12 protein-coding genes and 1 pseudogene are annotated in these 12,563 nt (G+C 60.9%); 10 read left to right on the forward strand and 3 right to left on the reverse strand.

The genetic code is table 11. The annotated features are described in order from the left end of the window. Nucleotides 1–96: 96 nt before the first annotated feature. Nucleotides 97–321 (forward strand): hypothetical protein, encoded by a 225-nt coding sequence (locus Q0239_RS03630; RefSeq protein WP_298598524.1) that lies wholly within the window; start codon nucleotides 97–99, stop codon nucleotides 319–321. 110 nt (nucleotides 322–431) lie between these two features. On the opposite strand, the gene Q0239_RS03635 is transcribed toward Q0239_RS03630, so the two are convergent. Together Q0239_RS03635 and Q0239_RS03640 are read right to left on the reverse strand one after the other, a co-directional pair. Further along, the gene (locus Q0239_RS03635) at nucleotides 432–650 is read right to left on the reverse strand and encodes a hypothetical protein (protein WP_298598527.1); all 219 of its coding nucleotides are present in this window, start codon (nucleotides 648–650) and stop codon (nucleotides 432–434) included. 106 nt (nucleotides 651–756) lie between these two features. After that, nucleotides 757–1,059, reverse strand: a complete 303-nt coding sequence (locus tag Q0239_RS03640; RefSeq protein ID WP_088441389.1) for a hypothetical protein — start codon at nucleotides 1,057–1,059, stop codon at nucleotides 757–759. Nucleotides 1,060–1,709: 650 nt separating this feature from the next. Between Q0239_RS03640 and Q0239_RS03645 the strand changes: the two genes are divergently transcribed. The 8 genes and pseudogenes from Q0239_RS03645 (at nucleotide 1,710) to Q0239_RS03680 (ending at nucleotide 10,211) form a co-directional block, all read left to right on the forward strand. Further along, complete coding sequence (locus Q0239_RS03645; protein ID WP_088441372.1) at nucleotides 1,710–2,000, forward strand: hypothetical protein; 291 nt, start codon at nucleotides 1,710–1,712, stop codon at nucleotides 1,998–2,000. Continuing rightward, nucleotides 1,990–3,693 carry a type IV secretion system DNA-binding domain-containing protein gene (locus Q0239_RS03650; RefSeq protein WP_298598532.1) on the forward strand — a complete coding sequence of 568 codons (1,704 nt, stop codon included), beginning with the start codon at nucleotides 1,990–1,992 and terminating at the stop codon, nucleotides 3,691–3,693. The genes Q0239_RS03645 and Q0239_RS03650 overlap by 11 nt, the downstream gene beginning before the upstream one ends. A gap of 3 nt (nucleotides 3,694–3,696) precedes the next feature. Beyond that, complete coding sequence (gene mobF / locus Q0239_RS03655; protein ID WP_298598535.1) at nucleotides 3,697–6,735, forward strand: MobF family relaxase; 3,039 nt, start codon at nucleotides 3,697–3,699, stop codon at nucleotides 6,733–6,735. A 113-nt stretch (nucleotides 6,736–6,848) separates the two neighbouring features. Further along, nucleotides 6,849–7,226, forward strand: a complete 378-nt coding sequence (locus Q0239_RS03660; protein ID WP_298598537.1) for a hypothetical protein — start codon at nucleotides 6,849–6,851, stop codon at nucleotides 7,224–7,226. Beyond that, a complete protein-coding gene (locus tag Q0239_RS03665; RefSeq protein ID WP_298598540.1) occupies nucleotides 7,223–7,615 on the forward strand; it encodes a hypothetical protein in 393 nt (130 codons plus the stop codon). Before Q0239_RS03660 ends, Q0239_RS03665 begins: the two co-directional genes overlap by 4 nt. A 130-nt stretch (nucleotides 7,616–7,745) precedes the next feature. Then, nucleotides 7,746–8,324 (forward strand): hypothetical protein, encoded by a 579-nt coding sequence (locus Q0239_RS03670; RefSeq protein WP_298598542.1) that lies wholly within the window; start codon nucleotides 7,746–7,748, stop codon nucleotides 8,322–8,324. A gap of 209 nt (nucleotides 8,325–8,533) precedes the next feature. Next, nucleotides 8,534–9,315 (forward strand): annotated as a pseudogene (locus Q0239_RS03675) (IS5 family transposase). A gap of 131 nt (nucleotides 9,316–9,446) precedes the next feature. Next, nucleotides 9,447–10,211: an FCD domain-containing protein gene (locus Q0239_RS03680; protein ID WP_009576012.1), complete on the forward strand. Its 765-nt coding sequence runs from the start codon at nucleotides 9,447–9,449 to the stop codon at nucleotides 10,209–10,211. Nucleotides 10,212–10,231: 20 nt separating this feature from the next. Here the strand turns inward: Q0239_RS03680 and Q0239_RS03685 are convergent, their stop codons facing one another. Then, the gene (locus Q0239_RS03685; RefSeq protein ID WP_298598553.1) at nucleotides 10,232–11,152 is read right to left on the reverse strand and encodes a LysR substrate-binding domain-containing protein; all 921 of its coding nucleotides are present in this window, start codon (nucleotides 11,150–11,152) and stop codon (nucleotides 10,232–10,234) included. A gap of 198 nt (nucleotides 11,153–11,350) precedes the next feature. Between Q0239_RS03685 and Q0239_RS03690 the strand changes: the two genes are divergently transcribed. After that, a partial coding sequence (locus Q0239_RS03690; RefSeq protein WP_298598556.1) for a pyruvate formate lyase family protein occupies nucleotides 11,351–12,563 on the forward strand: 1,213 nt, incomplete at its 3' end.

The raw sequence follows: 12,563 nt of genomic DNA on the forward strand, positions 1-12,563 counted from the left end.
CCCCCACCGCCGCTTCGCGGTCGCTGCGCGATCCTTGACCCGGCCCCGGACGCCCGACGCGCCGCTCCTGTCATTCAAGACAGACAGGAGCACATCATGTTGAACATCTCGACAAGCGCCGCCGCCGCCAATGCCGCATACTTCGCAGCCGTCGCCAACGCCGAGCGCCGGGCGCTCTCCAGCTACTTCGATCAGCATGTCATCGCCGACGAAGACCATCGCTACATCGCCATCGACGAGGGCGACTATGGCGCGCTGTCGCAGGGGTTGATCGACCGCATCGTCTACACGGCGGCGGGCGGCCTCATCGACGAACATTGAGGGGGAGAGGCGGTAACGCCTCCCTCTTTTTTGCTCGACAGGAATGCGGACACGGGGGGCATCGAGCCCCCCATGTCCGCGCCGCGAAGGAAGCATTCGCGGCAATATGGTCAGGCCGTCAGCCTTTTCTCGACTTCCGCTATACCCAGCGCCCTGATGCGCCCGAGAAGTCGACCGAGCCGTCCTGCGTCAAGCTTCAGAAGCCCGGCTTTGTCGTTATCGGCGATCGCCTGCTCGCGCTCTCGTTCCTCGAGCCGTTGTTGGCGCTCCTCAAGCTTCCGCGCCTCGGCGGCGATCGCCGCTCGTTCCTGTTCCAATGTACGTGCCATGACCGGCCCTTTCGTTCACGCTGATCGGGCTGCGAACGAGAAGGACTATATGCTGCGCGGCGCGCTCGGTCGAGAGTGTGAGCGGCCCCGACCGCCGCCGCGCCTGCTAGTGCCGCGCCCAATCCGAGCGATCCGGCCCGCCCGCGTCCTGCAGGATCAAGTCGCGGGGCATCCCCATACGCAGATGATAGCCGCGCGGCGCAAGTTCGAGTGGCCCGAGGATGCGATTGGCAAGCTCGGAATCGAAGATGTCGTGTTCGGTCATCGGCCGCTGTCGCTCGGCGATGTCGATAGCATGCTGAAGCGCCGCCGAAGCGTCGGACCCCCCGCCGGAATCGAAAAGCTCCAGCGCTTCGCGCATCAGCGCAATGGCTCTCGCTTCGAGAACATCGGCCGCCACATCAGCCATCGTCGGTTCCTCCTCTCGGACCAGTCGTTCGCGCCCTGCCAGACACCCGAACTCCCGCGCGTTCCGCGCGGGAGCCGCCGGGGTTGGTAACATGCGAACACACATGCGCCGAAACTTTTGGCCCGAGGGCTTGGACATATGTCACGGCACCCCGGAAATCAGATTTCCGAGTTGCTGTGTTCGCGGGATTACCAGTCCCGACGCCGCGCATTTCCGCGGCGCCACATCCGCCTAGCAGACACCCGCAACCCAGCCAAGGCGCTTCGGCGCTGGAGGTTGGCGCGGCGCTGCCAATTCGCTTCCGTCCGCCGGACGGAGCCATGCCTCGCCGGACGCGGTTTCGCATGCGAGCCGGTCAACACCCCTGAACTTCCAACATCCCGATTCAGCCTGGTACAGAGGCACACCGAACGCACCTGAAGGTGCCTGGTTTCGCTTATAAATCAGCGTGATATGCTAGGTGTCAGACGTGTGCTCTCGTGGGACAGCCAAGGGATTGGCGAGAAGTCCCGGAAACGCGGGGCCTTGGCGTGTTCGCCCGGAACACGGCTCCCGCGCCGGCCACGGCAATCTTGTTCGCCGTGCCAAATTCCGCTATAATCGCCAGCAGTTCCTGAGACCCCGCCAGCCTCCCTGCCAGGAGGCCTGGTTTGTCTACTCCCAACAAGCATTGCACGGTGCGGCTCGACCGCGCCAAATATGAGCGGATCGTGCTGCTCGCCGCAGAAGGCGACTGCACGCCTTCGGACATCATCCGGGCCGCCGTTGACCGGTATCTCGCGGGGAGCGATCTGCTTGCGTCGAGCTGTCGGCGCATGGCCCGCATCGGCGAGTATCAGCACCTCGCGCTCGACATCATCATCCGCGAGCAATTCCCTGAATATCGTGACCGCCTGGTGGCGGAAACCGACCGGCGACTGGAGCAGTTCCATGGCGCATGAGGACATCCGCTCGGACGGTCGGCCCATCCCTCTGACCCATCATTCGGCGCGCGGAAACGTCCAGCGCAATGCCGGGAATTTCACGCGCGGCAGCCAGCTCCTGACCCATGAACTCCTGATGTGGATCTCGGGCGCGCGGTTGCCCGTGATCCTGTGGTTCTTCCTGTTCGTTGCGGCCTGGCTCATCATCATGTCGATCAAGCTCGACGAGCACGGATTCCAGCTTGTCTGCATGAAGATCTATTCGGCCTTTTGGGGTTGGGTCGACCTCGATCCCGCCAAGCGGGTGAATGTCACGCTGCCAACCGGCGAGATCGAGCGCACGGTCATGCAGGCGGTCCCCTATATCCCCGAAGTCATCAGGGCCTGGGATACCGCAACGCGCGGTCTTCTGGGCGCTTTCCTCATCTCGATTTTCATCGCGATCCCGACGGCGATATGGTTCATCGACCTATCGCATCGGCGGGGCCGGTCCATCCTGCAGGAGCGCCACGAGCGCGGCGCCATGCTCGTCGACCGCGCGCTCCTGCGCGCTGAGATCCTCGAACATAACCAGGCCCGGTACGAGGAGGATGTGCATGCGCATTGCCCCGGGCACTCGCCTGCCGCGGTGCTCGCGATGCCGTTCCGTGCCCGCAAGGAAGCTGGCATCCACCACCCTTATCTGCTCGCCGGGATTCCCTTTCCGCACCGCACCGAGCAGTCGCATGTCATGCTCATCGGCACGACGGGATCGGGCAAGACCACGGAACTCAGGAGCCTCGTCGCGCAGATGACCCTGCCGCGCACGCGGTCCCTGCGCACATGGTTCATGTTCGACGAGCTTGGTGCGCTGCACCGATTGCCCGCGATCGAGAACGGGCTCCAGACGGGCCGCGCCTTCGGCGGTGCGATGGTCCTCGGCATCCATAGTTTCGAAAAGCTGGTCGAGGTTTATGGCGAGCAGGGTGCGCGCAATCTCGCCTCGCTCGCGCGCACCAAGCTCATTCTTGCGACCGCGGATCTGGACACCGCGGAGCAATGCGCACGCTATATCGGCAACCGCGAAGTCCGGCAGATGGATGAGGCCTATAGCTATGGCTATAACAACACGCGCGACGCCTCGACGCTGACTCCGCGCAAGCAAGTTGAGCCGCTCGTGATCGCCGACGACATCACCAATTTGCCCGCGCTTCACGGGTTCGTGAAATTCCCCGACGGCTTTCCCGCGGCGCGCATCCTGCTCGAGTGGAAGGACTATCCGGCCGTGGCCGAAGGCCATGTCGCGCGCGCCGATGTCAGCCCGGTTCGCTCGAAGCGCGCCGAAGAGGCGTTCGGGCAAGAGGAGGATGGCGAAGCGGGCGGACGGGATGGCGCATCGCAGGTGTCGGAGGGTGAGGCCGAACCGCGCAATGTCGCGCGCGATCTGGCCGCCCGTATCCTTTCTGTCGAGCCAGAGCCGAGCGAGGAGACGGCGCCGCGCGAGGCGCCGACCACGGGCGCGCCGGGCGGGGCGCCGGCACCCGCGAGCGAAGCACCAGCGCGGTACGCAGGCCAGCCGTCGGCGGAGGCTGAAGCGCCAGCGCCGAGCCGGGATCCCGGTGCCAAGGGACAGGTCGCAACGCCGCCTGTTCCGGAGGATTTGACGCTTTTCGAACTGCGACAGGCGTTCGGAAACGGGCGAGAGGATGACGGCCTCGATATCGGCATCTGAGCCATGCTGTCGATCGCACCCGTACGCTCGGCCGCAGGCGCTGCGAACTATTTCGCGAAGGACGATTATTACACCGTCGAGGGCTCCTCCGAGGTCAGTCTTTGGGCGGGGGAAGGTGCAACCGATCTCGGGCTTTCTGGAGAGGGCACGAAAGACGGTTTCGAAGCGATATTGAACGGGAGCCTTCCAGACGGCGAGGCGGTCGCGCAGGTCGAGAACCGGCGCGCAGGATTCGACCTTACCTTCTCGATGCCAAAGTCCGCGTCGGTGATGGCCTATGTCGCAGGGGACAAGCGCATCCTCGCCGCCAACATGGCCGCGGTCGCCAAAACCATGGCATGGGTCGAGAAGAATCTCGCGGAAGGACGGCGCGATGTGGAGGGCCGCAAGGTTCCGGTCCAGACCGGCAATCTCGTCTATGCCCTCTTCCAGCACGACACGAGCCGGGCTCTCGATCCCCAGGGTCATATCCATGCCGTAATCGCCAATCTCACACGCATGCCGGGGGGCAAATGGCAGGCGCTGCACGCCGACAAGCTGTGGAGCCGCAACACCGTCATTGGCGCGATCTATCACGCGCATCTGCGCGGCGAGCTGGAGCGCCTCGGATATAGCCTCGACATGAAGGGAAAGCATGGAACCTTCGAGATCGCGGGGGTCCCGAAGGCTGTTCTTGCGGAGTTCAGCCAGCGGCGCGCGGAAATTCTCGAGCGCGCGACGCATCTCGGCATCAAGTCGCCGGAGGGCTTGCGCGAGATCACGAAACGGTCGCGCGATCCCAAGCTCGGCGTCGAGGATCGTGCGGCGCTGAAACAGGAATGGGCCAGCCGGGCGGCCGCACTCGGTTTCGACGGCAAGGCGCTCGCCGCGGCAGCCGAAGCGCGGTCCGTCTTCGTTCCCGCGGACAGCATTTTCGACAAGGGTTATCGCGCGATATCGGACGCGATCGACACGGCGCGCCAGCGGCTCGGCGGGCCGCTCCGCCCCCCCCATCCCCTCGTCGGCACCGGCCCCGCCCGTGCGGTAGCCTCGCCCGCCGCGGCGAGGACCCAGCCTGCCGTTGCATCGGCGGTTCGCATCCTTGGCGAGCGGGAAGCAGCCTGGCCTGTCGATACGCTCGCCAAGACCGCGCTCGATCTCGGTCTGAAGGGCGTCACGATCGATGGTGTCGAGCGCCGGATCGTGACGCTCGTCGACAGGAGACAGCTCATTCCTGGCGTCGCGGCGGCTGCCGACCGGACCGGGCGCATGGTGACGACGCGCGAGGCGCTCCAGACCGAGGAGACGATCCTCGCGGCCGTCGATAAAGGGCGGGGGTCGGCGAGCCCTGTCGTCTCGGCGGAAGCCGCGCCGGGCCGCCTCCAGGACGCGGCCGAGCGGCCCCTCAATCCGGGCCAGCTCGCGGCCGCGACGATGATTCTTTCTTCCCCCGATCGTTCGGTCGTTGTGCAGGGCGTCGCGGGCGCCGGAAAGTCGACCATGCTCCAGGCGGTCGCGCGTGTCGCGCAGGCTGAAGGGCGTGTGATCATGGGGCTTGCCTTTCAGAACAAGATGGTTGCCGACCTTGCCGAGGGGGCGGGGATCAAGGCGCAGACGATCGCCTCTTTCGTGCTGGCCAACGAGCGGTTTATCGCGGAGCAGGGGACGGATCGACACCAGGCGGCGCGCGCGTCTTTCGCTGGCAGCATGCTTGTTGTCGATGAGACTTCGATGGTCTCGAGCAGCGACATGCTGAAGCTCCACGGCATCGCCGAGGCGCTCGGCGTGGACAAGCTCGTTCTCGTCGGCGATCGGCAACAACTGTCCTCGATCGACGCAGGCAAGGCGTTCGCGATGATCCAGGCGGGCGGCGGCACAATGGCGCGAATGGACATGAACATCCGTCAGCGCACCGATCAGCTGCGCACGGTCGCGGCGCTCGCCAATATCGGCAAGGCTGGGGCCGCACTCGCGGTACTCGGCGACAACGTCATCGAGGAAGCCGATCCCGCCTCGGCAGCGGCTGATCGCTGGCTCGCGCTTCCGCCCACGGAACGCGAGGTGACCGCGATCTTCGCTTCGGGCCGCGACGCCCGGACCGTCATCAACGAACGCATCCAGGACGGTCTGGTCGCCGAAGGGAGCGTGAAGGGCGAGGCTTTTCAGGTCACCGTTTATGAGCGGATCAACACGACCCGCGAGGAGCTGCGACATGTCTCGACCTACCGCCCCGGCGAGACCCTTGAAGTGGGCGCCGGCGGTGCGCGGGATGTCGGCATCGCGGCGGGGCGGCCCGACGTCGGCAGGATAGTTCGCAGCGGGAACGCCGAGCTCGCCGATGGGCGACGACGGATACGCTTCGATCCGCTCAAATTGTCCCCGACCGAACAGCGCGACCGCCTGCAGCTCGCCGAGAAGAAGTCGCTCGCGCTGCGGGAAGGCGATCGCATCCGCTGGACCGCCAACGACAAGGCGCGCGGCCTGTTCAATTCGGCCTTGGCCCGTGTCGCGACGGTCGAGAGCGGCGCGATCGTAGTGGAGACGGCGGATCGGCAGCAGCTGCGGCTCGCGGAGGGCGATCCGATGCTGTCGCGGCTCGACCTTGCCTATAGTCTAAACATGCACATGGCGCAGGGGATCACGACCGACAAGGCCATAACCGTCATGTCGTCGCATGAGCGGCATTTGTCGAACCAGCGGCTGTTCAACGTCGCCGTGACGCGCGTCCGCGACGCGCTCACCATGATCGTCGACGACAAGGAGAAGCTGTCGCGCCAGCTCGATATGAATCCGGGCAATAAGACATCCGCCCTGGAAACTCTCGGCCGCATCGATATCGATGGGCGCCGGGGCTCGGCGCCGGAGGCGCCGTTCGATCCTGGGCCGATCGACGGTCTGGGGCTGCCCGATATACCCGCGGCTGGAGGCGAATTGCCGCCATTGCCGGCGGGTCCAGCAACCGAGGGCGCCGGCAACGGCAAGACACCCGACGCGCCCGACAAGAGCGGCCGTAGTGACACTTTGCCCCCGCTGCCGGAGCGGAGCCTGGGGCTCGATCTATAGGGCCAAAGGTTTCGGCCTTGTCTCTGGATCGACGGGACGGCGGGTGCCACAAGGTCCGCGGCAACGCCTTTGCCCGGTCGCCTGCACCGGCGCCGGCCGGCAGGAGATGAAGATTGGCGAAGAGTCCTGTGGGCGGCGGCATCCCGCTTACGCTGCCGGTAACGGTAAATCTCATGAAGCTCGCTACCTCGATCGAAGTAAAAGGCGGCGACAAGAGAATCTCAAGCGCGCTGAGGCAAGCCTGGAGAGCGCAGTCGTGCAGCGCGGATCTTGAGCAGCCCCAAGGGGCCTGCGATGCGCTGGCCCAGGTGACCAAGGCAGCCGATGGCATCGATCCCCTTGCCCTGCTTCATGTGCAGAGCGGTTTGTTGACGACCGCTATATTGCTTTATGCCCGCGCCACCGCACCAGCGGGTCGAAGAGTGAACGCGGGTCGGTTCAGCTCGATGCGTCGAAGCTCTTGCCGGAACAGCAGGCCGATCACGACATGATCGTCCGGCTGCGGAACGGCGCGATAGGCCATGTCGAGCAAGGCGCCAGGATCGCAGGCGACCTCTGGCACCGGGATTTTCTATTCGCGAAGGGGAGGGGCGCGGGAAACTGGGAGTCCTCCAGCGCGTCCCTCAGTATCGGATTCCATCTCGAAGTGAGCGAAACCTTGCGGCGGCAGCTTCCCGTCGCGTCGGCGATCGTAAAGGCGAAGTGCCATGAGCGTCTGGATAAGGCGATCATCGTGATCAGGGACGCGAAGCTTAGCGATCAGGATCTGCTGCGCTACAAGGTCGATCCGGTGGAATGGTTCGGTTCGATCGAAGCGGCGTTGATGGTCTTCTCCGGAGGACCGGGAACCGAGACGTCGGCCTGGCTGCCGCTTCGCTGAGGAGCGCCAACTTTCGGTGATTGTCGCCAATGACACTTTACCCTCGGGCAAAGTGTCACACATGACAAAGGTCCGGTGAGGACGATTTTGGGGATTCACTTTTCGTTCCTCATGTGCTTGATTCGTTCCGATGCTGGAAACCGCCCTTCAATCCCGTTCGGATAATAGCTCGCTCGATATGCCGGGGCTGCTCGAGGTCCTGGCGCACAGCTCCGCGCGGCCGCGCTATGCCTTCATGGTGCTCAACCTCATTGCCAAGGCAGCCGGACCCAATGGCAGTGCGGGCCCGCTCATCATGAATGAAGGCGAGCAAGTGACGGTCCGCGACTGGCTGTGCGATGCGCTGGCGCCTATGGGCCACCGGGATCCGCGGCGGCAGGCTCTTCAGGAACGCGTTCGCGGCGAACTGGCAGGGGAGGGGACCCTTTCTGCCGATCCTGCTGAAGCCGAGCGCGCGATCGACAGCGAGGTGCGTTTGCGTGTCCGCGTATCGGGCAAAACGAACGTGAGCCGCGCGGTGTCGGATCTCGTTCGCGCTGGCCTCCTCTTCAGGCATTATCAGGGCTACTGCGTCGATCATCATAATCGCGGCGGGCAACGTCAGGCGGTCTATACGCTTTCTCCCGCTGCGCGCGGGCTTCTCCAGGCCGATACGCGAGCCGTGCCCGCACGGCCGCGCTACAGGCAGGCATCGCTTCCGTTCAATTGAACTTGGGGGGGGCGGCAAAGCAAGGCCCAGATCTTCTGCCATGGCTGATTGAGCGCGGCGCCTCAAGCCGGTCGCTCATGCAAGTCTGGTTCCGTCCTGAAAACAGACGGAGACAGCAATACGTCGTTGCCTTGGATTAGGCCGTGTTGACAAAAGGGATTCCCAAGCCCGCCTCCTTCTGATTCAAGACTGCTTTTTGAGGAGCAGTCATGGGTCGCGGGGATTTGTCGGATGCGGAGTGGGACCTGATCGGGCCGCTGCTGCCGCCAGAGCGCGGTCGTTGGGCGCGGCCGGCGGGCGATAACCGGCTTTTCCTCAATGGAATGCTTCACGTGCTGCGGGTCGGCTGTCCCTGGCGCGACATGCATGAGCGATACGGCAAGTGGACCTCCGTCTATGTGCGCTTCCGTCGCTGGGCCGAACAGGGTGTCTGGGATGCCTTGCTGCAAACGCTGGTCGATCTGGGTCTAACCGACGACTGGCAACACATGATCGACAGCACCAGCGTTCGCGGCCACGTCTCGGCAGCGGGCGGAAAAGGGGGGCTTGTGCGAACGCTCTTGGTCGATCACGCGGCGGCTTTACGAGCAAGATCCACGCCCGCTGCGACAATCAAGGACTGCCTGTCGGCTTCATCCTGACCGGCGGCGAGGCCTCTGATTACACGGCCGCCGAACCGCTGATGGCGATCCCCGTCGCCACACCCAAGGCGCTGCTCGCGGACAAGGGCTATGATGGTAATCGCTTCCGCGACAGCCTGCTCGTCCGGGGCATCCTGCCGATCATCCCGCCCCGCTCGAACCGCAAGGTGCCAGAGCATCCCGACTATCGACGCTACCGGGACCGCAACCGCGTCGAGCGAATGTTCGGCAAGCTCAAACAGCAACGACGGATCGCCACCCGATACGACAAGACACTTCTCTCGTTCGAGAGCTTCCTCAACCTTGCCGCCACGCGCCTATGGCTGAAGTCTTTTGTCAACACGGCCTAGACGTTAGCTGGCGATAGACAACCCTTAATTCCTGTGGTAATACCAGTTTGTGTTTCCATTTATTTTCTTTAGAGCTCTATTTGAATGAATACGTCTATAGTTTCTCATTATGTAAAAACTGGTAATACCAGATGATTAGCGCTAACGACCCGTTCTATCAGGATGTGGCCAGGCAGTTGGAAGCCTTGATTCTAGACAGAACATTGCTCCCGGGGAGCAAAATCCCTTCCGAGCGCCAGTTGGCCCAAAGACTCTCTGTATCGCGGCCGGTAGTGCGTGAAGCGCTGAAGGAGTTAAGAGGCAGGGGAATTATCGAGACTCAACGTGGCCGGGGATCCTTTGTATCAGAAATGTTACCGGCAGCGTCCGATCAGTCGCCGCTTCGGCACCTATTTCGAGACCACTCAAGGGCCGTATACGATCTCCTTGAGGTCCGAGAGTTACTGGAGGGACAATCCGCCTTCTACGCTGCTTTACGCCTGACGCCGGCTGATCGCTATCGTATTTCCAAGGCCTATGAAGCAATGGACCATTCGACCTCGGGTGAGATTGACGTGAACATCGAAGCAAAGCTGGATCACAACTTTCATCAAGCGATATCAGAAGCAACCCACAATCCCTTCCTGGCATACACGTTGCGTAGTTTGTCCCAACTGCTATTAGATTCTGTTATCACATCAGTAAATAATCTCTATCATCGGCCAGAACAGCGAATGATGTTGAGTGCACAACATCACTCTATCTTTGTGGCCATTATGGACCAGAAGCCAGATGAAGCACGTGCCGCAGCAGTTCTCCACATTCAGGAAATTCGAAAGAGCCTGCAAGCCATTGAAATGGAAAATCAACGGCTGGAGCGCGCTGGAAAGTGGGAACTAATAAGGGAAAAACAATAGCTTGCAGATTCAGTGTAATCTTAGTTCCTCTGACCTCGAATACTATTTTGGTGTTCAGCAAGCTCGTTGATAAACCATTGATGAAATGGATCTTTAGACCGACTCTTATGCCAGTACAGACGAAACTCAAACCCTATATTGTTGAAAGGCGGATCGAAACGCTGCAGTTCCCCCGATTCAACAAGCGGTAAAACTAGTCGGGTAGACAGCGTGGCAATAAGGTCTGTTGTCGCGACGATCTCAGGAATAGCGAGCGAACTGGCCACCCTGAGACCAATATTCCTTGTAGGCAAGTCACCTCCGACGATGTACTCAACGGGAGTTACTTCTCCAGCTGTTTGACCAGCAGAAAAGCTGGGGCGTGGGACCAGCGACACATGCGGAAGCGACGTGTATTGCTCCAGGGAGAGACTTCCCTTGATGCTCGGGTGACTCTTGGCACAAATAACTGACAGGGTTTCGTCCGCAAAATGAGCCGAATCAAACTCATCGGATAAGACTGGCCCATACTCCAATGCATAGTTCAAACGCCCATCCTTCAAACGCCCAGCAATGTCCGGAATATGGTCAGGATGGAACCGAATCCTAAGGTTTGGAGCCACCGGAAGCAGTATCCCTAGCACATCAGGAGCGAAAACATACTCCGCTGCAATATCCATGGAGATATCCAACGTCCTATCTGATACTTCTGGACTAAAGGTTTGATCGTCGAACGTATGGCTGAGTGACTCCAGAACAGGTGCTATAGCCTCATGCAGCTCCACTGCGCGCTGGGTTGGCTTCAGCCCCCGTCTTGTCCTGACAAATAGATCATCCCTGAAGCTGATTCGGAGACGTTTCAATGCATTACTAACTGCAGGCTGGCTCATACACAACCGTTCCGCCGCCCTGGAAAGCTGCTGCTCCTGCATCAATGCATCAAATATGGGCAAGAGATTCAAATCCTGGTTTCGAAGCACCGACCACCTCTTATTCAAATAACTGATAATACTCTTATATATTATCTATTTGAATTAATATCAACTCCTTGTACTCTCCATAGTATGTGCTTCGTTTAAGACGGGGCGACATGTAAAGCAACCGTAGCTTCAAAAACAATATTAAACTTTTGAGTCAAGCGCTGAGACGCGAGGTGAAATATGAATGCAATTACTAATGTCGTTGGTCAGTCACTGGAAGATGGTGCTCGAGTCGCTCGCCTGAAGAAAGCTGTCGACGAGGCTACCTACGGTGGCTGCATCGAGCGCGCAGTGCTTTGGTCAGAGTATTACATGGATGAGGCCAACGATGGGAAATCTACGGCCGTTCAGATAGCTGAAGCGACACGCCACGTCCTGGCCAACAAAACGGTGAAAATCTATCCTGACGAGCTGATTGTTGGCAACTTCACCGCCAAACGGGTCGCCGGCATCTGTTATCCGGAGTTGGGCGGTCTGGGCATAATGATTGGTGTCGACAAACTACCCACCCGCAAGGTCAATCCTCTCGAGATCAGCGAAGACGAGCAGGCAAAACTCCAGTCATATATTCCGTTCTGGATGGACAAGAATATGGTTTATCTTGCCTTTGACGGGCAGGAAGAGCAGATGCGCTTTGTTAAGGAGCAGATTGAAGCACTGCAGTACCAATTGTATGAGGCTGGTGGTATTGCTCACCTGGCACCCGGCTACGAGAAAGTGATCAAACTGGGTGCCGAGGGCATCATCGCCGAGGTGGAGGCCTTCGAGGCACAAACCAACGATCCCTCCAAGCTGGACTTCTACCAGTCTGTGAAAATCTCAATGAATGCGCTGGCAGAGTTTGGTGACCGCTATGCGACCGAGGCGCGTAGGCTGGCAGAGGCTGAAGCGGACCCTCAGCGGAAACTTGATCTAGAGCGGATTGCGGAGGTCTGCGCTCGCGTACCACGTTATGGCGCAACCAGTTTCTATGAAGCGGTCCAATCAATGACCCTCACCCACATCGCCATTTTCCAGGAGACAATAGGTGAAACCACCTGTCCGGGCCGCGTGGACCAATTCCTGAATTCCTACTATGAAGAGGATTTGGCGGCTGGACGTATTTCAAGACAAGAGGCGAAAGATATTCTGGGAGCTTTCTGCGTAAAGCTATGCGAAACCATCCCCATGTACTCCGACGAGCTGACCAGCATGCTCGGTGGATTGACCAGCTGGGAGGTAGTGACCATCGGTGGTCAGGACTCCGAGGGCAACGATGCGACCAATGAACTGAGTTTCATTTTGTTGGAGCTCGCCGATGAGTTGCGCATGCGCCAGCCCAACTTCCACGTCCGTCTCCACGAGAACACACCCAAGGCATTCTACGATGAGGTCATCCGGGTGAACTTCGGCC

Origin of the sequence: uncultured Sphingorhabdus sp. (genome assembly GCF_937872355.1) — a bacterium.
Classification (GTDB): Bacteria; Pseudomonadota; Alphaproteobacteria; order Sphingomonadales; family Sphingomonadaceae; genus Sphingorhabdus_B.